This is a genomic window from Vibrio sp. A37 (assembly GCF_059777565.1).
The window spans coordinates 24,497-50,774 of sequence record NZ_JBLNLI010000016.1 but is presented as its reverse complement, the minus strand read 5'-3'; the positions used below and the strand labels follow the sequence as shown (position 1 = coordinate 50,774).

Annotated in this window: 17 protein-coding genes; 14 read left to right on the top strand and 3 right to left on the bottom strand. The window is 40.8% G+C overall.

The window, feature by feature from the left end; genetic code table 11:
- Positions 1-28 precede the first annotated feature (28 nt).
- Positions 29-1,303, bottom strand: a complete 1,275-nt coding sequence (locus ACM2FC_RS19630) for an alginate lyase family protein (protein WP_498482723.1) — start codon at positions 1,301-1,303, stop codon at positions 29-31.
- A gap of 213 nt (positions 1,304-1,516) precedes the next feature.
- The gene (locus tag ACM2FC_RS19625; protein WP_498482722.1) at positions 1,517-2,926 is read right to left on the bottom strand and encodes an APC family permease; all 1,410 of its coding nucleotides are present in this window, start codon (positions 2,924-2,926) and stop codon (positions 1,517-1,519) included.
- A gap of 762 nt (positions 2,927-3,688) precedes the next feature.
- On the opposite strand from ACM2FC_RS19625, the gene cadC reads away from it, so the two are divergent.
- From cadC to ACM2FC_RS19555, 14 genes are all read left to right on the top strand, one after another.
- Positions 3,689-5,338, top strand: a complete 1,650-nt coding sequence (gene cadC / locus ACM2FC_RS19620) for a lysine decarboxylation/transport transcriptional activator CadC (RefSeq protein ID WP_498482721.1) — start codon at positions 3,689-3,691, stop codon at positions 5,336-5,338.
- 723 nt (positions 5,339-6,061) lie between these two features.
- The gene (gene cadB, locus ACM2FC_RS19615; protein WP_498482720.1) at positions 6,062-7,405 is read left to right on the top strand and encodes a cadaverine/lysine antiporter; all 1,344 of its coding nucleotides are present in this window, start codon (positions 6,062-6,064) and stop codon (positions 7,403-7,405) included.
- Positions 7,406-7,529: 124 nt separating this feature from the next.
- The gene (locus ACM2FC_RS19610) at positions 7,530-9,665 is read left to right on the top strand and encodes a lysine decarboxylase CadA (RefSeq protein WP_498482719.1); all 2,136 of its coding nucleotides are present in this window, start codon (positions 7,530-7,532) and stop codon (positions 9,663-9,665) included.
- A gap of 276 nt (positions 9,666-9,941) precedes the next feature.
- On the top strand, positions 9,942-11,324 hold the full coding sequence (locus ACM2FC_RS19605; protein ID WP_498482718.1) for an amino acid permease: 1,383 nt from the start codon (positions 9,942-9,944) through the stop codon (positions 11,322-11,324).
- Positions 11,325-11,446: 122 nt separating this feature from the next.
- A complete protein-coding gene (locus ACM2FC_RS19600; RefSeq protein ID WP_498482717.1) occupies positions 11,447-12,529 on the top strand; it encodes a ketoacyl-ACP synthase III in 1,083 nt (360 codons plus the stop codon).
- 105 nt (positions 12,530-12,634) lie between these two features.
- The gene (locus ACM2FC_RS19595) at positions 12,635-13,777 is read left to right on the top strand and encodes an exonuclease SbcCD subunit D (protein WP_498482716.1); all 1,143 of its coding nucleotides are present in this window, start codon (positions 12,635-12,637) and stop codon (positions 13,775-13,777) included.
- A 1-nt stretch (position 13,778) separates the two neighbouring features.
- Positions 13,779-16,817, top strand: coding sequence for an SbcC/MukB-like Walker B domain-containing protein (locus ACM2FC_RS19590; protein WP_498482715.1), 3,039 nt, complete (start codon positions 13,779-13,781; stop codon positions 16,815-16,817).
- Between the two features lie 185 nt (positions 16,818-17,002).
- Positions 17,003-19,048: a hybrid sensor histidine kinase/response regulator gene (locus ACM2FC_RS19585; RefSeq protein ID WP_498482714.1), complete on the top strand. Its 2,046-nt coding sequence runs from the start codon at positions 17,003-17,005 to the stop codon at positions 19,046-19,048.
- Positions 19,049-19,509: 461 nt separating this feature from the next.
- A complete protein-coding gene (locus tag ACM2FC_RS19580) occupies positions 19,510-19,695 on the top strand; it encodes a hypothetical protein (RefSeq protein WP_498482713.1) in 186 nt (61 codons plus the stop codon).
- Positions 19,696-19,986: 291 nt separating this feature from the next.
- Positions 19,987-20,637, top strand: a complete 651-nt coding sequence (locus tag ACM2FC_RS19575) for a transporter substrate-binding domain-containing protein (protein WP_498482712.1) — start codon at positions 19,987-19,989, stop codon at positions 20,635-20,637.
- A 298-nt stretch (positions 20,638-20,935) separates the two neighbouring features.
- Entirely contained in the window at positions 20,936-21,916 is a 981-nt protein-coding gene (locus tag ACM2FC_RS19570) for an NAD(P)-dependent oxidoreductase (protein ID WP_498482711.1), read from the top strand.
- Between the two features lie 409 nt (positions 21,917-22,325).
- Positions 22,326-22,523 (top strand): hypothetical protein, encoded by a 198-nt coding sequence (locus tag ACM2FC_RS19565; protein WP_498482710.1) that lies wholly within the window; start codon positions 22,326-22,328, stop codon positions 22,521-22,523.
- Positions 22,524-22,832: 309 nt separating this feature from the next.
- Positions 22,833-24,353 carry a catalase KatE1 gene (katE1, locus tag ACM2FC_RS19560; RefSeq protein ID WP_498482709.1) on the top strand — a complete coding sequence of 507 codons (1,521 nt, stop codon included), beginning with the start codon at positions 22,833-22,835 and terminating at the stop codon, positions 24,351-24,353.
- Positions 24,354-24,427: 74 nt separating this feature from the next.
- Positions 24,428-24,907, top strand: a complete 480-nt coding sequence (locus tag ACM2FC_RS19555) for an ankyrin repeat domain-containing protein (protein ID WP_498482708.1) — start codon at positions 24,428-24,430, stop codon at positions 24,905-24,907.
- 103 nt (positions 24,908-25,010) lie between these two features.
- On the opposite strand, the gene cqsA is transcribed toward ACM2FC_RS19555, so the two are convergent.
- Positions 25,011-26,192, bottom strand: a complete 1,182-nt coding sequence (gene cqsA, locus ACM2FC_RS19550) for an alpha-hydroxyketone-type quorum-sensing autoinducer synthase (protein ID WP_498482707.1) — start codon at positions 26,190-26,192, stop codon at positions 25,011-25,013.
- Positions 26,193-26,278: the final 86 nt, after the last annotated feature.

Below are 26,278 nucleotides of genomic sequence, written 5' to 3'. Positions count from 1 at the left end.
TGTCTTCGAAACTACGTCCTATAAGCCTTTATGAAGCCGATACCTTGGGTAAAAACGAAGGGGTATATAACAGGAATTTCAAATAAATTCGTTCCTGATAAGCTTGTTTATGATGGTTTTTCTCAAGTCCTTCCAATAAATGGTGAACGAGATCCTTCTGTTGCTGAGTTTGTAAGTTTCGAGGTATGCGAATCAAGCTAGCCAGCAGGTAGTCGGGTACGACGCCTTGAACTTCAGAGTTATACGGCCATTTAGCCCCATTTGCTGCTGGAATGAGGAAGTTGATACCCGTCAGTAGAGTGGCACCGTTTTTCGCCTTGACATTCCAAAACGGTACACCCGCTTTGTTTGCGACCATAGCGACACTAGTGAGCGCGTCTAGGTTAAATGTGCTGTAGAAATATGATCTAGTGCGCTCCAGTTCATGTGGCTGGCTACCATTGGCGTCAAACTGTGTCGCGAATATTGATTTGGCTAAGTTAACGGCATGCTGTAGTTGCTCTTTATCTCCCAAGTACAGTGAGAGAGCGGCAACTTGATACGCATACCAAGAACCATGATTATTGGTTTGTTTTGCCCCCTCTTTTCCAAGTTCACTGGTTGTTAACCAAGTTAAATATTGGCTTAGCCAAGCATTCATTTGTTGGTTATCTTTTTTAGTCCAGTATTGGGAATGAGAAAAGATAGTTATCGAGTCTAAAATTCGTTGCGGAATAATGCGTCCATCTAATATGCCGGAGCGCCTACCTTTGTCATAGCCAGGGACGCTTTGTGCGTACTCCAAGTTCGGGTTCATTTTAGTTGCAGGGTTTAAAAACCAAGCTTTAATCCAGTTAACGCCTTTCTCTGCATATTTTTCGTTGCCAGAGAAATAATAGGCAAATGCCAATGCTTGAACGCTTTTTGTAAAATGCTCAATCCTAGCTTTATCTACATCCCCTTGCCGTGTTGCTGGATTGGTCTGCCCGTCTTTTCTTATCCAAGGTAAACCGTCTTTTTTACTTGGGTCGGGCCACCAATATCGGCTAAGGCTTAAATAATCATGTTTATTTTTAGATGGTGGAAGAAAAGTTTTATCCATTACTGTTTGGTTTTTTGCTAACAGTAATGCGTTGGCGTCTTCTAATAATTGTTGATAAGCATTTTGGCTAGCCATAGAAGCGGTTTTGTTTTCAAGTGATATTTTGGACTCGTGGAGCTCCTTAGAGTCGAAATTGATAAAGGTTTGAGCTAGGACGCTGGTGGATAGCAAGCTAGTACAAACAATCGTGATTATCGTAGATTTTAATAGTTGAACTTTCATGTATAACCCCTAGATTCAGAGTTAGACATAGTATTGTGGTATTGTATTATTTAATATGATTATCTTCAGGTTTTTGCAAATCCAAATTGCACTTATGTATGTAAGTAAGTGACTTGTGAGCGCGCTTCCATAATTATTTGGGAACTCAGAGTTGGTATTTATGCATAAAAAAGCAGCCAATTGTTGGCTGCCTAGTTACATTAATGAATTGAATTAAATGCTATTTTCTACAATTTTAACATCTGACTGTTGGGATTTAATATTACGTCTTCTGTACACAACGAAGCCAAAGTAGCATAGCGATACAATAACAACACCGGAGATAAACTGAGTCAGATAAGAGGTTAGTGACTCTGATTGTAGAACTTGGCTAGACGGAATGAAGCCGATGATAAAGGTCGCTACCACACCGATCAAACCTGCAATTGAGATTAGGTAAAACGCCGTATCACTCTTTAACAAAGTTCCATTTTTAGTGCTTTGTTTACGAAGTTTCATCCCAGCCATAAACATTGCCATGTACATTAATAGGTAGATAGCAGTACTTAAGGAGATAAGATACCAATAAAAATCGTTCATGTTTTTAAACAATGTAATCGCGAAGCAGAATATGGTGATGATGACTGCTTGGATAAGTAAGATAGCGGTAGGCACACCGTTTTTATTAAATTTACCTAAAGCTTTTGGCATATAACCATTTTTCGCTGCTTGACCCATGCCAATTGCAGGGCTGATTGTCCAGCTAATTAGTGCACCAACTGAGCCTAATACAACCATGCATAGTAGAGCTGGCCCCATGTAGCCAAGACCGAATTGTCCTAAGATAACTTGGAAGGTTTGCGCTAAGCCATTGTACAAACTTAAGTGATCAGCAGGTATCATCATTGCCATTGCGATAGAACCAACAAACATCAACGCAACAATCAAAATAGATGCAACTATGATTGCGATGGTAAATGTACGTTTTGGGTTAGCGACACGGTTGATATGAACAGACGTGATCTCTATACCCAGGAAAGAGGTAATGATGACCATTAGCGCTGACATGTTACTCGATGCTGAGCCTAGATCTAACCCGTGGTGTAGAGTGAAATGCGTTGGTAACCCATTGAATACCCAAATAGCCGCTGATACGAGTAATACGACGATAGGTAAGATAACCCCTAGTAGCAAACAAGCATAGGCCACGCGCGCTGATTCTTTAATTCCTTTCAAATTCAGCAATGTGATAAACCAAAACATGCCTACCATGACAGCAATTAAAATTGACTGATGCGAGGCGACCTTTGGGAAAAATATAGTGAGGAAGGTACTGCCAATAAAAAGAAGGTTGGCTGGAAACCAGATAAGGCTGTTAATCCAGAGATTCCATATAGCAAACATACCCATATCTTTGCCATAGGCTTGCTTTACCCAGTGGTAAATGCCGTTGTCTTCATCTTTAGAAAATGTCGCACTAAGCTCTGCTGAGATGAATGAAACTGGTAAAAGGAAGAATAAAATTCCAATTAAGAAAAAGATCGGTAGATGATTTCCAAAAATGGCTAGTGACGGAATATTCCTAACACTATCAACTGAGACAACAATCAAGCCGATAAGAACCGGGAGAGAAAGAGAACCCATATAATACCTATAATAATCAAACAGTTGTCGCAACTATTTGGTGAATTCCGTCTCGCCAAACTTCATAAGGTCGCTACTTTACCAGCATTTATTCGATATTTGAAGTATAAATGAATAAAAATCTTAAAATAATGAATACAAATGCTAGTAATTTTGCGTAATCAGTAGCATATAATATATATCCATAGATTTATTTATAGATGATCACACTATTTCAACAAAATAGTCACAATTTTATTTGGGTTTTTATGGGGATAGAAACAAAAATCTACTCTATAGCGTTAAATGTCATAGATCAGAGAAGTTGAAAGTAAGCGACTAAGAGTTTAAGTGGACGTTAGCTACTTTGATTTTTGGCGGCTATCGAACACGAACGTTTTCTGTAGCTAACAAAAAAGTCATACATTGAAACAACAATGATACCAAACCAAATTGATTGAAGATGACTTTGAATGTTTCCGCGAATCCAGCATATAGGCTTAAATGGTTGGCAGGAATCGACACAAGTCTTTAATTCTTATAGGTGGCAAGGTGAGTGTTCTGGACGTTGGTTGATAAGCTTTATTATGTTTGAACTCGCAAAAATAGCTATATTTATTGATAAAAAACAAAATTACGTGCTTCAAGATGGTTCAAAATAGCCTCATCTTAACAATATTGTTAAAATTATTTATCGCAACGATGTTGGTAACAGGATGTTTTTTGAACTATCAATAGATTGATGTGAAAACTACCAGCGTTAGCGTTTCTCGAGAATGATATATGACGACAGAATATTTTCAAATTAACGACTGGATTTTAAGTGTCGATGAAAATAAATTATATAGAAAAAACAGAGAAGTATCTGTCGAACCTAGGCTAATCAATTTACTACACTTTCTTGCGATTCATACTGACGAAGTATTTGACCGTCATTGTCTCATTGAACATGTTTGGTCTGGCGCGGTCGTGACCGACCAGGTTGTTACCCAATCGATATTTTCTCTTCGCAAGATCTTAAGGGATGGTAGAGAAGAGAACATAAACTATGTTGTAACGGTGCCAAAGCGCGGTTATAAGTTGGTGGCGAACGTCTCTCGTTTGTCTCCAGAGCAAGCAAGCATCGCCAAAAAAGAAGGTATTTTGCCTTGTTCAGTCGACGCTACTCTCGACAGCTCAAGTTCTGATAGCGCTGCAACCGCAGACATTATGACGAGTGACGCTAGTCATTTATCAGACGATCAGTTTGATGATGAAGAAATACAACCTATCGCTTTTCCAGCAGGGCCACTGACTCGAGCAGTTTCCCAAAAAGCAGCCCGTAAGTCAGGTAAATCTAGAAGACCTAAGCGTTGGAAAGTACATGCGGTCAACGCTATGTTGGTTTCAATTATAATTATTGCTATGGGCCTATTTACTTACAAGCAATCTGGAATTGTTATATCCCAAGCCATTGATACGCATTTGATTGAGTTTCGCTACGAGCAATCTTTTAATAGTGATAGTCTCAGCGGTAAGCTTGCAGATGGTATTTCACAAAAGCTTATGGTGGATATCGCTGAAGTTAGTCCATATCGAGTTCGGTTAGATAAGCAAGATTCGCACTCTGATACCATTGCTGGAACGACGGTAACTGTCAGTGTCCACAACCGTGATTCAGACAACAACGACAGTATTGATAGCCATTTCCTTGATATTGAGTACAAAAATAACTCTTCAGGAAAAATTGTATTTCAGCGTGAATACTCATTAAGCAAGAAACATCTGTATTCTGTTTTGCGTCAGGCTGACCTAGATATCATGACGGTGTTAAAAGTGCCGGATGCGGAGAAGCGCAGCGAAGTATTAGTACGTGGGTTGCCAAAAAAACCTGAATCTTTGAAAAATCTAATCTTAGCGAACCATTATTTGAATACCTCTGATTCAGCAGAGTTTAGTAAGGGTATTGGTTTATTGAAGCAGGTGCTGAAAAGTGAGCCCAATAACCGACTAACTCAAGCTGAGTTGCTTGTCGCGTATTATGTGCAAAAAGCGCTTGCTCCTGAAACAACACTTAATCAACAGGCGTTGACTACTCAAGGGACCTCATTGATTGAAAGTTTATCTGGGCAAACGGTTCAGATGCAACCAAGGGTTTATGAAGCCATTGCTCTTTATTACATTTATTCCGATGATTTAGTTAAGGCGAAGGAATACTTAGACAAAGCACAAAGTATTAGACACTCAGTTTTGTCTTATGTGTTGCAAGGAAAGTTGGCTGAGTTAAATGGTCATTCACAAGAAGCAAGTGTGGCTTATAGCGAAGCTTTCTATCAAGATATGTCGATTGAAACGTACATGCTTTGTCAAAATTTAGCGTTTAACAGTGATATAAAAACAATCAACTACGAGCTATATCGAGCTGTTCATCCTTCAGCGAGCAGTTTGCTGTAGTTTTCTTTGGGGAGGAAACGAATTGGCGTTTCCTCTGTAATAAGTGATACCCGAATAGTCATTTAACTTCCTATATCCTAATATACTCAGCTCCTAACTCTTCTCATACCAAGAGTCTTTGTGCTTTGGATTTACCTATGTAAGCAAAGGCCACTTCAGATCATTCTGCTTTGTAACTCTTCGCCAGGAGTTAATTCGTCCTAAGCGATACATCCCACATGAGCGATTGCGTTTAATCGCTGCTCCTCTGATTTCTGTGATCCTTTCTTAACGCGTTAGTTGCCTTAGGTTAACGTTGTTTTCCGCTTGTCAAAAAAGTCGAATACGAAAGCTTCATTTCTTGTGACAAGCATTTGTCGGGAGCTCACTATTAGGGTTTAACTTTCCATCAGATGTGATTATCGTGTTATTAGCTTATATTTGTTCTTGATATATTTCTTGATATTTTTTCTGGCGTCTTTAACGGTGAATTAATGAAGTTTATATTTTCTTTATATCATTATAACTCATTGTATATTGGTGTTTTTATTGTGAGTTAATATAAATATCGTGATGATTTAGTTATTATTTTATTGTTAATCGAGAGTTTATTTTTTTTCGATAAATTAGGCGTAACCTGCACTGCATAGAATAGCGAGGGCTAATGGGACGACTACCGATGGCTTCTCGCTACTGAATTAAGTTTTTGAGTGATTTCACTCGTTCAGTATATGTGGAGACGTTATGTCATCGAATGCAAAAAAAATTGGCTTAATAGCTTGTACCGGCGTAGTAGCAGGTAACATGATGGGTAGTGGTATCGCACTATTGCCATCGAGCTTAGCTGAAGTAGGTTCTATTTCTATATTTAGTTGGATTATCACTGCAATCGGAGCTCTGAGTTTAGCATTTGTTTATGCTCGACTAGCAACGAAGAATCCACAAGAAGGTGGCCCAATTGCTTACGCTGGTGAAATTTCTCCGGTATTCGGCTTCCAAACTGGCGTACTTTATTATCACGCGAACTGGATTGGAAACCTCGCTATCGCGATTACCGGTGTTTCCTACCTGTCAGTATTCTTCCCAATTCTAAACCACCCAATGGCTGCTGGTATCGCAACTATTGCGTCAGTTTGGATTTTTACCTTTGTTAACTTATTAGGTGGTAGCTGGGTTAGTCGTTTATGTACTTTGGGACTTGTGTTAATCCTTATCCCAATTTTAGGTACAGCCTTCTTCGGTTGGACGCACTTTAGCACGGCTATTTACATGCACAACTGGAACACAACAACAGGTAGCAGCACTCACGCTATCATCTCAGCGGTTCTAATTTGCTTGTGGTCGTTTGTTGGTGTTGAATCTGCCGCTGTATCGACAGGTATTGTTAAAAACCCTAAGCGTACTGTTCCTTTAGCAACAATGCTTGGTACTGCTTTAGCTGGTGTGGTTTACATCCTCTCTACTCAAATGATTAGCGGTATGTTCCCAGCGCATCAAGTTGCGTCTTCTGGTGCTCCATTCGCGCTAGCAACTACGGCACTATTTGGTTCTTGGACTGCACCATTTGTTTCTGCATTTACTGCATTAGCTTGTTTTACATCGTTAGGTTCTTGGATGATGTTAGTAGGCGAGGCGGGTAAACGTACTGCTCAAGATGGAAACTTCCCTAAAATTTACGCTGAAACAGATAAAAATGGCATTGCTAAAAAAGGGCTAATTTTAGCGTCACTTAAGATGACAGCACTGATGGTGGTATTGATGTTATTCAGCTCAAAAGTTGCTGACACTGCAAGCTTGTTTGATCAACTAACGACTGACGCTGTACTGCTTACTATGCTGCCTTACTTCTACTCAAGCATTAACTTGATTCGCTTTGAAGGTATGACGACTCGTAACACGTTTGTCATGTTGTTCTCAGGCGTTGCATGTGTGTTCTGTATGGTTGCACTTGTTGGTGCAGAAAGCACAAGTCTTGCGGCAACGTTCATCATTTCACTTGTTATCCTAATGTTCTACTGCAAGAAAGCCGGTCTGGCTGAATACATTAAACGTTCAGAGCAGCAGTCAACGGTTTCAACTAGCCACTAATAGTTACGTACTCAACAACTAGCGAAACGTTTACTCGCTAGTACCCCAAATAATATCTAAGCGCTCACCTAACTTGTTACCTCAAAAGGTAAGGAGCGCTTTGTTTCGTCTCGGAGATGGCCAAATGAAGATTTTTGCAATACTAAATCATATGGGTGTGTTCTTTAAAGAAGAGCCAGTTCGCCAATTACATCAAGCACTTGAAAGATGCGGTTATGAAGTTGTGTATCCAGTGGATGACAAAGACCTAATCAAAATGATTGAAATGAACCCTCGCATCTGTGGTGCACTGTTCGACTGGGATAAATACTCTCTAAAACTATGTAGCGAAATTAATGCAATTAACGAAAAGCTGCCTATCTACGCATTCGCTAACGAGCAGTCCACACTAGATATCGCGCTGACAGATTTGCGTCTCAACATATTCTTCTTTGAATATGCGCTTGGAATGGCGGATGACATCGCTGTCAAAATTAACCAAGCGACACAAGAGTATAAAGACTCAATAATGCCTCCTTTTACAAAGGCACTATTCAAGTACGCGGAAGAAGGTAAATACACTTTCTGTACTCCTGGCCATATGGGTGGTACTGCATTTCAAAAAAGCCCTGCTGGTAGTATTTTCTATGATTTTTATGGTCCGAATACGTTTAAAGCAGACGTGTCTATTTCTATGCCTGAATTAGGCTCGCTGCTTGACCACACTGGCCCGCACAAAGAAGCTGAAGATTATATCGCTCGTACGTTTAATGCAGACAGCTCTTACATCGTGACAAATGGTACTTCGACTTCAAACAAAATTGTTGGCATGTACTCAGCACCAGCTGGAAGCACTGTACTTGTTGACCGTAACTGCCACAAATCTCTGACTCATTTAATGATGATGAATGACGTGACGCCAATTTACTTCCGCCCAACACGCAACGCGTATGGCATCCTTGGCGGTATTCCACAAAGCGAATTTAGCCGTGAAGTAATTGCAGAAAAAGTCGAGAAAACTGAAGGTGCGACTGCGCCAAGATACGCGGTAGTGACCAACTCGACCTACGACGGCTTGTTGTACAACACTCAGTACATTAAAGAGTCGTTAGATTGTAAACATATCCACTTTGATAGTGCATGGGTGCCTTATACCAACTTCAACCCTATTTACGAAGGTAAATGTGGTATGAGCGGCGAAGCGATGCCAGGAAAAGTGTTCTATGAAACTCAATCTACACACAAACTTCTTGCGGCGTTCTCGCAAGCATCAATGATTCACATTAAAGGTGAATTCGACGAAGAGTCATTTAACGAATCATTCATGATGCATACGTCAACGTCTCCTCAGTACGGTATTGTTGCTTCTACTGAAACCGCCGCAGCAATGATGCGTGGCAATACTGGTCGCAAACTTGTGCAAGACTCGATTGATCGTGCAATTCGTTTCCGTAAAGAGATTAAGCGTCTTAAACAAGAAAGTGACAGCTGGTTCTTTGACGTGTGGCAGCCTGAGAACATCGATTCAACAGAATGTTGGAAACTGGATCCAAATGAAAATTGGCATGGCTTCAAAAACATCGATGATGACCACATGTATCTCGATCCAATCAAAATCACGCTATTAACTCCGGGAATGAGCAATGGTGAAGAGCTTGATGAATCCGGTATTCCAGCGTCTTTGGTTGCTAAGTTCCTCGACGAGCGTGGCATCGTGGTTGAGAAAACAGGCCCATACAACTTGTTATTCTTGTTCTCTATCGGTATCGATAAATCTAAAGCGATGCAGTTGCTACGCGGTTTAACAGAATTCAAGCGCGGCTATGATCTTAACTTAACTATTCGCAGCATGCTGCCTGAGCTTTATAAAGAAGATCCAAACTTCTACGAAGGCATGCGTATCCAAGAGCTTGCTCAAGGAATCCATAACAAAGTGAAGGAATATCGCCTTCCAGAGCTTATGTACAAAGCATTCGACGTATTGCCTGAAATGAAAGTGACACCACATAAAGCGTGGCAACAAGAGTTACGTGGTGGGGTAGAAGAAATACCGCTAGACGAGTTAGTTGGTCGAGTAAGTGCAAACATGATTTTGCCTTATCCTCCAGGTGTACCTTTGGTTCTTCCTGGTGAAATGGTGACTGATGAGTCTCGTCCGGTGTTAGATTTCTTGAAAATGCTATGCGAAATTGGCGCACATTATCCAGGCTTTGAAACTGATATTCACGGTTTATACCGCAAAAAAGACGGCGGTTACACTGTAAAAGTTCTGCTGGACTAACCAAAACGTCTGCGGATGACCTAATCCAATTGTCTGGAATAGGTCTTCGCATCTACTAAGGCCGCTGTTACTGATTGGTAGCGTGGCCTAATTTGCCTCTAACGTAGCAGGCAAAAAATCAACACTTCAAGGAGAAGTATTCACTCACCGTTTACAGGTTTAATTAAGTAAAAGCGTCTTTCTCTATGGTTAGAAAATTGGCGCAAGATTTTGAAGTATCAGTTCTTTTCAAACATGCACGAGGGCAGATACCAAAAATAGATGGCGGTACAAAGCATGTTAAAAAGAAATTTAAAAGCAAGACACCTAAACATGATAGCGCTAGGTGGCTCAATTGGAACAGGCATTTTTTTAGCGAGCGGATATGCGATATCGGTTGCTGGCCCTGGAGGAGCAATCGCGGCATATAGTCTTATCGCTATCATGGTTTATTTTCTCATTACTAGTTTGGGTGAGATGGCGACTCATAGCCCAACAACAGGATCTTTTTGCGAGTATTCCACTCGCTACGTCAATCCATCTTTTGGTTTCGCTATCGGTTATACCTATTGGTTTAACTGGGCGATAACGATAGCCGCAGAAATTTCTGCAGCGACGATTATCGTGAAGTTTTGGTTCCCTGATGCCTCACCTCCGCTTGTTTCTGGCCTTTTCTTTTCATTGATTCTTGCGGTTAATTTATTTTCGGTAAAAGTTTTTGGAGAATCAGAGTACATCATGTCACTGCTCAAGGTGTCTGTAATCATTATTTTCATTGTGCTTGGTGTTTGTTTAGTGTTTGCACAGCCACATCTAGGTGTTAAAAACTTCACTATTTCTGATGGCCCGTTTCACAATGGCTTATCTGGGTTTGTACACGTATTTCTTATCGCGGGCTTTTCATTTCAAGGGTGTGAATTGATTGGTATTAGCGCTGGCGAAACAAAAGATCCAGAAAAAAATATTCCAAAGGCGGTTCGCAGTGTGTTTTGGAGACTGCTACTTTTCTATATTTTGTCGACCTTGCTGATTAGCTTACTGATCCCTTTTAATGATCCTAGCCTTGCTCATGGCAATAGCGTTGAATCGAGCCCATTTACCCTCGTTTTCCAACATTATTTTAATACTGGTATCGCGGCTAACTTACTCAATCTGATTGTGCTTGTAGCTGTCATTTCAGCGGCAAATGCAAGTATGTATTCTTCAACCCGTACTCTTTGGTACATGGGGAATAACGGTCAAGCACCTAAAGTATTTAGCAAGACGACGTCGTTTGGGCTACCTGTTTACGCGTTGATCGCAACTTCTGTAGTCGGTTCTGCTGTATTTCTGTCGTCATTTACTGGAAATGGCGAATTGTTCACAATTCTTCTTAATGTCTCGGCGCTATGCGGTTTCATTGCTTGGTTTAGCATTGCGTTAAGCCATTACTGTTTTCGTAAGAAGGTACTCAACGGAAACACGTCGAAACTGAAATATACCGCAAAGATGTTTCCATATGCACCAATCATTTCAATGGTATTTATCACTTTAATCATTGCGGGTCAGGCGTTTGAGATGCAGCTAAACACATTTAATGTGCTGACTAAATATGGCGCGCTTATTGTATTTATCACGATAATGCTAGGGCATAGGTTAATGTCCAACAAAGTGATGCCACTTGCCCAAGTAGAGCATTAAGCTAGGAGAGTAGCAGGCGATTTCACTGATTGAATTCGCAAAATCTAAACACTGAAAAAACAACCGACTGCAATCCGTCGTATACTGGACGGACTATCCGTTTCAAACGCAAAAGGGATTCAATGAAACAATATTACGCAGAAATCACTGGCTGGGGTAAATGTATCCCGCCAGCAGTGTTAAGCAATGAAGACTTGAGTACGTTTTTAGAAACATCTGATGATTGGATAAAGTCTCGCACTGGGATCGCGCAAAGATGCATCAGCCATGTTGATACCTCTGAGCTGGCGACAGTTGCCGCGCAAAATGCCATTCTATGTTCAGGGGTAAGTGTCGAAGAAATTGATGTTGTCATCGTGGCAACATGTTCTGCTGACTCTCAGCTACCAAACGTCGCGTCTAATGTGGCAAAAAGGCTAAACATCGAAGGTGCGGCCGCATTTGACCTTAATGCCGCATGTACTGGCTTCCTTTATGGCTTGGAAACCGCAACGCGGCTTATTCAAGCGGGCAATTATCGAAATATCTTAGTGATAGGAGCTGAGCGGCTCTCTTTCTATATCGATTGGAGTCAACGGGATACGGCGGTTCTGTTCGGTGATGGCGCTGGTGCCGCTGTGCTTTCTAAAACAGAAAAACAAGTTGGTTTGCAGCAATCAAAAATTGGCTGCGATTCAGAAGCTCGAGAAATTCTCGCGGTAAGTAAGCTTGGTACATCAATGGATAGATTTGCTGCTGATAATGGTTACTGGGATTTTAACTTTGTAGGAAAGGAAATTTTCAAACGGGCAGTGAAGGGAATGGGCGCAGCCGCAGAAACGGTATTAATGCAGGCCGGTTTATCTAAAGACAACATTGATATCGTTGTCCCTCATCAAGCGAACATCCGCATTATTCAAACTTTATGTGATATGTCTGGTATCGAACGTGAGAAAGCGTTTGTCAATATTCAAAACTATGGCAATACGTCAGCTGCGACGGTTCCTATTGCTTTGTGTGAAGCGTTGGAGCAAGGGCGAGTGAAGCCAAATAGTAATATTTTGATTGCTGCTTTTGGTGCTGGATTAACTTGGGGAGCAGGGTTAGTCAAGTGGGGAGAGAAAGTAACGCCAATAGCTGAGCCGACAGCGAGCCTACCTTCTTGTGACAAAACTGCATTAGAACTGCTGCGAGTGGCTATCGATAAGTGCACAGCGGTTAAATAATCTTCCCAATTGTTAGCCTGTAAGTCTTTATGGGCTAGTAATAAAGAGTGATTTGTACAAAATCTTGCTATCATACTCCGGTTCAATTTCGCTTATAGGCCCACTATGAAGTTTCTTCATACCTCTGATTGGCATCTTGGCCGTCAATTTCATCATGTTTCCCTGCTTGACGATCAAGCCAATCTATTAAAGCAACTTACAGACTACATAAAACTAAACCCCGTTGACGCTTTGGTTATTGCAGGTGATATATTTGATCGCTCCGTTCCACCTACCAAGGCTGTCGAGCTGCTTAATGATTCGTTAAATGAAATCTGTGGTGCTCTAAATACCCCAGTCATCATCATTCCAGGTAATCATGATAGTGCTGCTCGTTTGAATTTTGGGGCAAAGCAGATGAAAAACTCAGGGTTACACATTGTAAGCTCGTTTGAACAAATGCTAGATCCCATAACACTTGAATCGAAGCAGGCCGGGTTGGTCTCATTTTACGGGATGCCTTATAGCGATCCGGAAAACGTGAAACATCATTTTAAACAACCAATCTCCACCCATGATGAAGCGCACGAATTTTTGACCGGAAAAATTAAGAAACAGTTCCGAGATGAACACAAGAATGTACTGATTAGCCATTGCTTTGTTGATGGTGCGATGGATTCTGATTCTGAGAGGCCGCTTTCTATTGGTGGGTCCGATAGAGTCAGTCATGAGCATTTTGTTGATTTTGACTATGTGGCTCTTGGCCACCTTCATCAGCCACAAAAAAAAGCTGAGGACTATATTCGTTATTCTGGTTCACTGATGAAATATAGTTTTTCAGAACAACACCACAACAAAGGTATTACTTTAGTTGAGCTGGATAGAGATGGCTTTAAGAGCGTTGAGCATATCCAGCTAAAGCCGCGACATGATATGCGAGTTATTGAAGGGTTCATGGATGATATTTTGCAAGCAGGCAAAACGGATCCAAATTTTGAAGATTACATTTTGGTTAGATTGATGGATCAACATGCCATCTTAGAGCCAATGGAGAAATTGAGAGCGGTCTACCCGAATATTTTACATTTAGAAAAACCGGGTATGTTGATTGGGGTTGAACAAGAGCTAGGAGCGGCTTCACTTAAGCGCAGCGAGGTGGACATGTTTGAGGATTTTTATCAAGAAGCGCAAAATACACCTCTCAACGAAGAACAAAAGACACTCATCAAGCAAGTGATCCAGCAGCTAACGTCTAATTCAGAGAGCTAAAATGAAGCCAATATTTTTATCTATTCAGGCCTTTGGCCCCTTTTCTAATAACCAAATTATCGACTTTAGCTTGTTGGGAGCCGCGCCACTTTTTTTGATTAATGGTTCTACTGGTGCTGGTAAAAGCTCAATACTGGACGCAATTTGTTATGCCTTATATGGTGAAACGACAGGTAATGAGCGCACTGGCGATCAAATGCGTTGCGACTATGCGGATCCGAATCTCACGACAGAGATTTGTTTTCAATTTTCTTTGGGGAAAAAGACCTATCAGGTTACGCGTTCGCCAGATCAGTACTTACCTAAGAAGCGAGGTGAAGGGTTTACTAAGCGCACTCACAAAGCAGAGCTAGTGGAGCTTGAAGGAAGTGATTCGCAACTGATTGCGAGCAAGCCTACGGAAGTGACCAAAAATATTCTTGGCTTGATTGGTTTAGATGCGAAGCAATTTCGTCAAGTCATGGTGTTGCCACAAGGGCGATTTCGGGAATTGTTAACGGCGAATTCCAAAGAACGCGAGATTATATTTGGTCAGCTTTTTCAAACTCGAATATACAACTCTATCGAGCGTGCGTTGTTTGAGCAGTCTGCAGATATTCGAAAGCAGAAAGAGGGTTATGACAATCAGATCAAAGGTGTGTTGGATAGTGCAAATGTAACTGGTGAAGAGGACCTGCAGAAACAAAAAGTAGCAGCAGCTGAGTTACTTGGCCTTACACAGTTAAACTACAACAAAGCAAAGCAAGCTCATGAACAAGCAAAGCTCAACCAAAAAAAGGGGTTAGAAACAGCGGCGAAGTTTACTGAACTCGATAACATTAAAACTAAACTTCAGGCACACCAAGCCTTAGCAGAGCAATTCCAGCAGAAAGAGAAGCAACGACATAACGCTGTTAGCGCAACTTACTTGAATGAACACTATGAAAAAGTTGAAAATACCAAACAGTTAATCGCACGTTATGAAAATGATCAAACACAATTAGCGGGACAAGTAACAAAAGCGCGTGAGTCTCTATCTCATGACGAATCAGAGTTGAAATCGGCTCAGCAAGAACAGTCAAAACTCGGTGAATATGAGCAGCAGTTGTTCCAGCTAAAGGCAATCGGAGAAAAGTTGAATCGAGTTGACGATAGCTTGAGACAGCGATCCGCAGCTCAGCAGACTATTCACCTAGAGAAGAACGGATTAGAATCACTAAAGAAAAGCATCGATGAATTAAATAAACAAATCTCGTCAAAGCAGCTCGAATGGGAATCCGCCAAGCTGGCTGAAACTCAGCTCCCTATAAAACGTCAAGCAGTTGAGCAGTTAAACTCAATTCTTGCGAGGTTAAGTGAAAGAAACACACTTCAAGATCAATTGAGTTCTGCTGAAACAATCGAGCGTCAATTCGCAGGCGAACACACTGAACTTCTTAAACAATTAGAAAAAGCATTGCTCAATACCAACGAACTTGAATACCAGTGGCATTCATCTCAAGCAGCGGTGTTAGCTCAAACATTGAATGCAGGTCAGGCATGTCCAGTATGCGGAAGCGTAGAGCATCCGAAGACGGCCACATTTTCAGGCTCTGAAGTCACATTGCAAATGGTAGAGCACGCGAAAAATCTGTATCAAGACATACAAAAAAGGGTCGATAAAAATAAAGACAAATCGAATCAGCAACAACTTATTATTGCTACCCTTAAGCAGAAAATCGCTTCAGTTGAAGAGCAGTTAATTGGTTGTTCGTACAGTTCAGAAGAAGTCTCACAAGAACTGGCTAATTTAGCACAAGAAATTAATGCCATTCAGTCAGTGTCTTCTTCAGTGTTAGAACAGCATCTCGATCAGCTTAAAAAAGAGATGGACAATGAATGCCAAAAAGAAAGTACCCAATTAGAAGGCATTCAAGTAAAAGAACAACATCTGGCCGCAATAGATGCCAAGTTAGCAGAGATAAAAAGAGATATTCCAGAAGAGTGGCAGTCAACCAGTAGTGTCAACAAACAAATCTCTGTGGTTGAAAGTAATATTTCGCACATTCAAAAGCGTTTTAAATCTGCGCAGCAGAATGTACAGCAAGGGCTAGCTTTCTCAACTAAATTGCAAGCAGAGGAAAAGCAGTTAGCAGTCTTAGCGGCTCAAGAAAAGTCTGATCTAGCCAAACAGGAGTCAATTTTGCTAGCCAGATTAGAAGACAGTCCTTTTGATAATTTAGAGCACTATTTACAGTGTCGCCTTTCCGAGAAAGAGGTCGCTGAACTTGAATATCATATAAATGAATATCAACAAAAATCTGCTTCTCTGACAGCGTTACTTAATAAATTGGAGCAGGAGCTAGTGGGCAGAGATTTACCTCGCCTAGATGAGTTAGAGGAACATACAATCCGACGGGCGAAACAGGAAGAAGAAAGCATGTTGGCTGTCACGACAGCTTCTTCTTCATTGGATAGACTACAAAAAGCGGATCAAAGCCTTAAAGTTCTGCAAAAACAAAACAGTCAGCTAGAGAAAGCTTATCAAGTCGTTGGTACGTTGAGTGATGTTGCAAATGGTAAAACTGGCGCGAAAGTCAGTTTGCACCGATTTGTACTGGGAGTATTACTAGATGACGTATTGTCATTGGCGTCCAAGCGCTTAAACAAAATGACTCATGGCAGGTACGAATTACATAGAAAGCGAGAGCGCTCAAAAGGCAATGCTGGTTCAGGCCTTGAGCTGGAAGTTGAAGATGGCTACACAGGAAAAAGGCGTGATGTTGCTACCCTTTCGGGAGGAGAGTCATTTATGGCGGCTCTGTCTTTGGCACTTGGCTTGTCTGACGTAGTGCAATCATATAGTGGCGGAATACGGTTGGATACGCTGTTCATTGACGAAGGTTTTGGCAGTTTGGATCAAGAGTCTTTAGATCTAGCGATTCAAGCCTTGGTTGATCTTCAACAAGGTGGGCGGACGATAGGAATTATTTCACATGTGAGTGAACTGAAGGAGCAAATTGCTCTGCGAGTTGATGTAACACCAAGCCGCTCCGGTAGCCATATTAAAGTGACGAGTTGATTAGAGTGTACTTTGAGGAATATTATGGCTCTATTTCTAGTATTTTATCAATAAACAAGGTGCATATACGAAATTATGCTAAATATTAGTATATGTTTAAGTATTCAGCATGGTGTTTGAAGTAGAGTCTACAGAAAGTGTTTTTTGGTTGGTTGGTAAAAGTTCCCTGTGTGGTTTGATCACTTATGGAAGTCATAAAAAAAATATATAAGTACTCCGAACCTAACTTAACACTAGTTGGGTGGATGGGGTTTATTGGCTTCCCGATGTATTACTACGTGTGGTGTTACGTTTTCCCCCAAACCTATGAGAGCTTGTTTCTTAGGGTTGCTGGGGCGATACTTTTTTCCGGTATAGCATTTAGAAAGTACTTTCCTAAACGCTTCCAGAAATTTATTCCCGCCTATTATTTGGTCACAGTTGGTCTGTGTTTGCCATTTTTCTTCTCGTACATGATGTTTATGAACGACTGGTCGACGATATGGGCTATGTCGTTTATGGCGTCTATTTTTCTCCACATTTTACTCGTTCATGATACCAAGGTCATGGCTATACAAGCGTTACTGTGTATTTTCTCAGCGTATATACTTGCCTATGTCTTTAACACCCAGCCCCCCAATGTCTACGTGAATTGGCAATATATACCGATATTTTCATTTACCTATGTATTTGGCACTCTGTTTTATTTTCGGAATCAGGTTGAGCATGAAACAAAAGTGTCCATCGCAAAATCCTTTGGTGCGGGAATTGCGCATGAAATGCGGAATCCGCTAAGTGCCTTAAAGGCTTCATTTGAGGTGCTAAATTCAATTGTACCCAGTAAAACTATGGCAAAGGGGGCTTACTACCATTTGTCTAATCAGGAGCTAGATTTAATTGAAGAAATCGTGCACGATGCGGAGGATACGATTCAAAATGCCAACCAAACCATTGACCTGCTATTAACCTCGATTGATGAAACACGTGTATCGACTTCTACATTCAGAAAGCACTCGATTAGTGAAGTGGTAAATGGAGCGATAAAATCTTTCCCATATAAGAAAGCCGCAGATGAGCAGGTGGTAAAAGTCATAGCAATTAAAGACTTTGAGTTTTTAGGTAGTGAGACATTACTTCGATATTCATTATATAACTTGTTGAAAAATGCATTTTACTATCAAGCGGCTTCAGACTTTCACATTACAATTATGTTAAGAAGTACAGGGGAGTGGAATCAATTAGTATTTCGCGATAGTGGAGCTGGTATAGAGCCTGAAGTTATGGAGCATGTCTTCAAAGACTTCTATACCGTAGGAAAAAGTAATAGCTATGGATTGGGGCTACCTTTTTGTAGCAAGGTAATGGCTGCTGTCGGTGGAAATATAACCTGCCGATCTGAATTGGGAAAATGGACTGAGTTTGTTTTGTCGTTTCCTCGATACAACTCTCCGGTGGTAGGAAAGCTAAAAATGGAATTAATGCGTAATAAATCCATACTGTATATTGGTAATACGTCAATACTGGAGCGACACCTGCTAGAGCAATCTTTCTACAAAGGTTATCGATTAAATAGTATCGAGGTGTCAGCGGCGCTCGACAAACAGGAATACGAGTTCGAGTTTGATATTGTCTTGATAGACTTAGATAGCTTGTCCGGACAGCGAGATAAATTCAAATCGCTTGAATCTCGCCTCACATTTACAGAGGGACGAATCGTATATCTGTATGATGAAGATAATACTTACCACAACGACTTCGATAGGCACCTGACCATCTTCCCGGTCGAGAAATCTCATTTCCTCAATAATAGCCAAGAAGTGTTTAATGCGTTGATGTTCGAATCCCCAGTGTCAGATAGAAATCTTTTACCTAAGAAAAAGGTCGCTTACGGCAAAACAATTATGATCGCTGACGACAACCATTCCCTTAGAACGTACACGGCGATTTTTCTTGAGAAGCAGGGATATCAAGTTATACAGGCTCAAGATGGTGCTCAGGCTATCCAGCAGCTCGAAGAGCACCCTATCGATCTGGTGCTAATGGATATTGAAATGCCGACACTCGATGGTATTGAAGCAACGAATGCAATTAGACACTCCCAGCACGCGTATTCGGATATTCCAATTCTTGCTCATACAGGTGATAGTTCTAAGATTTCCATCGATAAAATTCAAGGTGCGGGTATGAACGACTATATCATCAAACCAGCGGAAGCCAGTGTATTAATGGATAAGATTTCTGATTGGTTGTAAACAAGTTTTAGCATGTGGTCCTTCTACGATGATTTTAGCGGTAGTTGTTGATTTACCATGTAATTACGGCGTGTTATAGAAAAATCGTCGTCTCGAAAGTGATGACTGATCCACAATCCTTTTTCTCAATCTTTCAGCAACATATCCTTTTTACCATTCATCTTGTGCGATATCTCTTACAATGCCGTAGGAATTTGTTGTGAAAAACATATGGGACTTGTCTTTGTTCTTTTTTAAGCTGTTGAATTTAAGCATTTAATTAAAAGTGTGATATGAATTTATTTACTCTTCTTCAGAAATTTCTCAGTTTAATTCTATGAGTTAAGGTACGTTAAAGGTGTCGACAGGGAGTTGGCATTAAGGACAACCTTTAGGATGAAGGTAGATTATTCAAAGGGGATGAATAATCGCACGGATAGCAGTTTCAACCAGTATTCACTAGGATGGTGTTGCAGATAAAGTTGAAACAACTCATGGAAGAACATTGTCAGGAAGACAATGCTTGGATACCACTAAGGGAAGGGTGGAGCGTTAGTCAGGACGACCGACGGGCATGGGATGCTAAGGACACCGCTAGGAAGGCGATGATAAGGAAAGCGCTGAAGGATAAGCGAACATATCAAGGAATAGATGCAGGGAGCACCTAAGTAGCTGGATTGCTGCAAAGAAGAAAATGCCCTTACGGCGTAAGCTGTAAGGGCTCTTTTTTTTCTGATTTCTACTAAATCATCATGGCGAATACCAATTCACGCCCTTACTAGACTATGCTTGCTCATTGTAAATTTTAGGATGTGTTCTCAGTTACTAAACTTCGATACACCTATTCGCTGCCTTTAAACCTCTTCAATATAGCTGAGATACCTGTACTACAATTTCTATATGTTCCAAGGAAATCAAGGAACGGTTTCGAAACTTAAATTTTCGTGTAAGGAGTACATATGGTTAAGTCGGTTGTAACTACAGTATTTTTTTTGCTTGCTTCCCCGGCATTTGCCGTGGAAGTTTTCACTATAGGAATACCTGGATTACATAATAAAGAGATGACAGGGGAATACGATGTCATTATAAAAAAAGTAGACGGTGTTGAGATAAAGGAGTTACCAGCGATACGGGCAGAAAATACGTTTGATAAAAGCTCTACAGCTTGCCTCTCTCCAGCTAACAAAAACGTTAACTTTTATCCTACATGGGATGTAGACAACATTATTGTAAGCAAGCCAATGAGTGTAGCTAAAATATACATATTTACGCCTCATGATAGTGCAACTATTAATGATTTAAGTCTTTTAGTTGGAAAAAAAGTTGGAGCTAGGGCGGGTTTTCCATATGGAAAGAAGGTTGATGATTCGGGAGTCAAACTTATCTTAGCAAAATCACTGGAGCAAAATATTAAGAAGTTACAAAGTGGACGCCTAGATGCGATTATCGACTACACGCCTGACATGATTACTGCGTTTGAAGATATGAATATCGAGCCTTTATCATATGATAAAGCCAACCCAGTAGAAATACATGATGACAGTGTAATATGTAAGAAAACACCCGATACAGTGGCTTTTATTGAAAGGCTAAATGCTGTTATTCAATAAACTAGAGAAATTTAAAGTCGTTGAATCAGTATGTTATCTATAGTTTCATTGGATGCTTATACATAAACCTGTAGCCCAGATCTACTGCATATTGTGTTTTAGTTGCTCAAAAAATCTACACTAGCCTTAATCAATAGATTTTGGCTGGTGTAGGTGTATCTCGTACAAAATCTATCACCAATTGAACCTGAATCTTGTTGTAAAGTATTTTCGCTATTTCATTCTGTTAGTAATATCTACTAGATTGTTATGCATCGCATATATGCTGTATTTTTGTCTCGGGCGTAGGAAGTGTAAAGTGAAAAAAGTTGTCTTGTATAAGTCTATCCCACAGGACGCATTAGAGCGTCTTAAACAGCATTTTGATGTGACGTATTTTAATGGCATTACTGCGAATAATAGTGATGTTTTTAAACGTAGTCTCGCACAGGCCGAAGGGTTGATTGGTTCAAGCTACCCGATTCAGAAAAATACGTTGAAATATGCACCTAACTTGAAAGTGTGCTCGACGATATCAGTTGGGGTTGATCAGTTCGACGTTGACTACTTAAATCATCGTTCAATAGCGCTCATGCATACGCCCTCAGTATTAACTGATGCCACGGCAGATACGATTTTTGCGCTCATGCTGTGTACCGCGCGAAGAATAGTTGAGCTTTCCAATCTAGTGAGAGAGGGAAATTGGCAGAAAAGTATTGGTCCTGAGCTTTATGGAACTGATATCCATGGGAAAAGCGTTGGCATTTTAGGAATGGGACGCATCGGATATGCCGTCGCTAAACGAGCTCACCTTGGCTTTGATATGAAGGTGAACTATTTCAGTTCGCGACAAAATATAACGGCAGAGCAAGTGCTTAGTGCGACGAGAATGAATTTTACTACGTTGCTTTCTCAATCTGACTTCATTGTCGTCACAATGCCATTGAATAAAACCACAGAAAAAATGATTGGAAGGCAAGAATTCAAACTGATGAAATCAAGCGCAATTTTCATTAATGGCTCGAGAGGAAAAATCATAGATGAAAACGCTCTAATCGATGCATTGCAAAATAATCAGATACAAGCAGCAGGGCTGGATGTATTTGAAACCGAGCCACTGCCAAATACATCGCCATTGTGTGCGTTGCCCAATGTCGTCGTATTACCTCATATAGGTTCTGCTACTCATGAGACTCGATCTCGTATGGTAAGTTGCGCCATCGACAACTTAATAGCAGCACTATCAGGAAATTTATCTAGTAACTGTTTTAACTTAGAATGTATATCGCAACCCCATTGAGAAGTTCCACACTCATGGGACAATACTAGCCTCACTAGAATTCGAACAAATGAATACATTGCTAAACTTTGTCTCAACTCTTCATAGGGTTAAGCGCCAAACTTTCCATTCTTAGATCTTCTTTGTGAGAAATCTCTTACAAGTTCGTAAGAATTTAAAGTGAGAATTGTATAGGTTTTATCTAAGAAGGATTTTAAGTTCATGAATAAAAAAAGAAATATAAAAATGTGATGTAGATTTATTTATATTATGTAGGTATTTATGCTGATTTGGTGCGCTTGTTTCGCTAAATTATAGATGTCGACAGGGAGTCGGCATTAAGGACAACCTTTAGGATGAAGGTAGATTATTCAAAGGGGATGAATAATCGCACGGATAGCAGTTTCAACCAGTATTCACTAGGATGGTGTTGCAAATAAAGTTGAAACAACTCATGGAAGAATATTGTCAGGAAGACAATGCTTGGATACCACTAAGGGAAGGGTGGAGCGTTAGTCAGGATGACCGACGGGCATGGGATGCTAAGGACACCGCTAGGAAGGCGATGATAAGGAAAGCGCTGAAGGATAAGCGAACATATCAAGGAATAGATGCAGGGAGCACCTAAGTAGCTGGATTGCTGCAAAGAAGAAAATGCCCTTACGGCGTGAGCTGTAAGGGCTCTTTTTATTTACCCTTTCCTTGAACAGACTTTCACCTTAGCCAACGAAGCGCTGCCACCTTCACGAATAACCATTCAATCTTATTGTTTAACAACTGATTGTTTACAGAACGATATAGTCTATACCTATCGAATCTATAGGTAACTCCCATTAAACAAGTTTCACTGAAATCGATATAGTTTTATCAACTTAAGGGAAACATTGATGGCTTTATTTGCTAAAGAGCAAGTAAGGCACGCATAGGGAGATAAAATATGAAACTGGCTAAAAGTCTATTCGTCTTGTCAATTGGGGTGGCTAGCTCGTCTTTACACGCAGAAGTCCTAACACGTGACAACGGGGCACCTGTCGGAGACAATCAAAATTCCATTACTGCTGGCGAAAATGGCAGTGTTCTGCTTCAAGATGTGCATCTTATACAGAAACTGCAACGGTTTGCGAGAGAACGTATACCTGAACGTGTCGTTCATGCACGAGGTACTGGCGCATACGGTGAATTTGTTTCATCGGGAGATTACAGCAACTTAACTATCGCATCGCCTTTCGCTGAAAAGGGGAAAGTGACACCTGTATTTGTGCGTTTTTCTACGGTTGTCCATTCTAAGGGCTCACCTGAAACGCTTCGTGATCCCCGTGGTTTTGCGACAAAGTTTTACACTGAACAAGGCAATTGGGATTTGGTTGGAAACAACCTTCCGGTATTTTTCATTCGGGACTCAATTAAATTTCCAGATATGGTTCATTCGTTAAAACCATCTCCAGTAACAAACCAGCAAGATCCCAACCGCTTCTTTGATTTTTTTAGTCATGAGCCGGGCGCAACCCATATGCTCACGTGGGTGTATACGAATCTAGGCACACCAGCGAGCTATCGGACCATGGATGGGTTTGGAGTTCATGCCTATAAGTGGATTAACGAAGAAGGCAAGGTGAACTACGTTAAGTTTCAATGGAAAAGCCGACAAGGTATCAAGAGTCTTCGTCCAAGCGAAGTAGCACAGGTCCAGAGTCAGGACTTTAATCATTTAACAAACGACTTGTATTCGCAACTGGAGAAAGGCAACCACCCTAAATGGGATCTATACGTGAAAGTGCTTTCTCCTAAAGCTCTTAGTGAACTAGATTACAATGGGCTCGACGCTACAAAAATGTGGCTAGACGTACCAGAAACAAAAGTTGGAACGATGACTCTTAATCGTGTCCCAGACAACTTTTTCTTAGAAAGTGAGCAATCCGCTTTTGCACCTTCAAATTTAATCCCGGGTATAGAACCCTCTGAAGACAGATTGCTACAAGGTCGATTGTTTGCTTACGCGGATACTCAGTTATATCGTTTAGGTGCTAACTTGTTTCAGCTACCGGTCAACCGCCCTGTTTCTGCAGTTAATAACTACAACCAAAATGGTTTGAGTAACAATGCAAAAGTTGAAGGCAAAAATTTAGATGTTAATTACGAGCCAAGCCGCAAAGTTGAAGTGACAGAAGACCCGAAATCTAGAGCGGTTAACACTGCGTTAAGTGGGACAGTGCAACAAAAAGCGATAAAGAATCCAAGAAACTTCTTCCAAGCGGGAGTACTTTACCGAAGCCTAAATGAGCAAGACAAACAGGACCTAATTAGCAATCTGGCTGGTGATCTGAATAAAGTCTCAAACCAAGAGGTGAAGGTTATTATGGTGAGCTACTTCTATCGTGCTGACACTGACTATGGAACCCGATTGGCCAAGGCAACTCAGGTCGATTTATCAAAAGTCAAAGCCAAAACAACAATGTAATTCAAATATGTGGGCTTGGGTATCGATGGTCTACCTAGAACGGAGGCCATCGTTCCAAGACAAAAGGAGTGGACATGAGAATCTTAGCTTTTGTTGTTTTAACCGTTGCATTTGTATTTACTTCTTCCGTATCAGCTATTGAACAAAGAAATCAAAAGGAATATCAATCTCTTGTGTCTTTATTTTTTGATGCTGTGAGAACGGGCAACATGGAAGTCATGACGACTTTTTTGCAAGCTGGCTTTCCTGTGAATCAGATAAACTCAAAAAGCTATACACCCCTTATGGTTGCTGCTTATCAAGGACAGGGAGCTGCGGTAAAACTTTTACTGGACTACGGTGCGAACGCGTGTGTACGAGATAAACGAGGGAATACAGCGCTAATGGGGGCCTTAATAAAAGGAGAAATCTTTATTGCCAAACGTTTGTATAGTGCGGACTGTTCACCAGAGGCTCGCAACAAAGCCGGACTAAATTTACAAGAATTTGCTCAGTTATATGGACAATCTAAAGTGTTACATTCATTTGAAATAGACTCAAAAAAAGTAGAGTAGTGACCGTTCTCATTAACTGATACGAGAAGCCCCCAACCACTACTACAACGAGGTGATTGGGGGAAGGTGTCTACAAATATGGTCCTTAGGCGTATGAATAAAGTTAAATAAAGTTCAAATCAGGGTGGTGATAAGCTTTCTCACTCACCTCCAACATTGAGTCAATTTGCTTGTCTGTAAGGGAACTATGTAATGAAAAGCGAAGGATGTTTTTGTTAGGTGTTGTCGCAGGGCGACAGAATACAGCGCCAAAAATCCCATGATTTTCAAAGAAATCGCGTACTTTCTCCGTGTTATTTTCCTCACCTGTTTCAAGAGCAACAATTTGTGATTCACTGCGAATAGTAAAACCAATTTCGCGCAGAGAATTTTTAAAGTAGTTTGCTTTTTGTACTAATCGCTCTCGACGATCATCACTTTCTTCGATTACTGATAGTGTTTTCGACAACCTCGCAAGCTCATAAGGGAGCATGGCAGAGCTAAAAATAGCGGGATAAGCCACGAATGGTATACACTCATTCGCTTGATTATTACACCAAATTGCACCAGCTCTATAAGCAAAGGTTTTGGCTAAACTGGCAGTCATAAAATCAACTTGCTTGGTTAATCCTAGCTCGTTAAGTAGACCTGCACCTCGATAGCCGTGAGTACCTAAAGAATGGGACTCATCGACCAGCACAGCACAGCCAAATTCTTTGGCAATACATATCAGCTCTTCAAGTGGTGCAAGAGTACCAATAGTGCTATAGATGGAGTCAACGACAACAATTCCTGGTCCATTTCTTTTCAAGAGTTTGGTTAGGTGACGTACGTTGTTGTGCATAAATGGATGAAGGTTGGCGCCAGCAATTCTAGCGCCTTCCCACATCGACATGTGCGCAAAAAAGTCGATATATACATTTGTGTCCTCGTCGCAAATTGTCTGGAGTAGGGCAGTATTAGCGCTCCATCCTGACTGGGAAAGCAAACAAGAGGAAAATCCGGCGTAGTTTGCAAGATTGGTTTCAATATCCGGCTTGGATTGCTCATCTTGCAAAAATATACCCGACATGAACGGAGAGTCTTGCTTACGTTTTATCGCTTCTACATGAGCTTCTACGATATCTTCATGATTAGATAAGTCCAAATAATCATTACTTTGCAACACTATATCTTCGGGTCCTGGCCTTTTTCCTAACACTAGGTGTTTACCGTTCTGGTTTGATTGAATCAGGTCTTCAATATAAAAATTGAGCTTATTTTCAATGAAAATAGGTAAACGTGGGTAGTGGTTTAAGGTATTCATAAATACTATCCTTTTTGATTTTTATATACAAAGCCAGCTGACATGGAATATATGAAATAAAATGGATAATTGATCGAGGGGCAAAT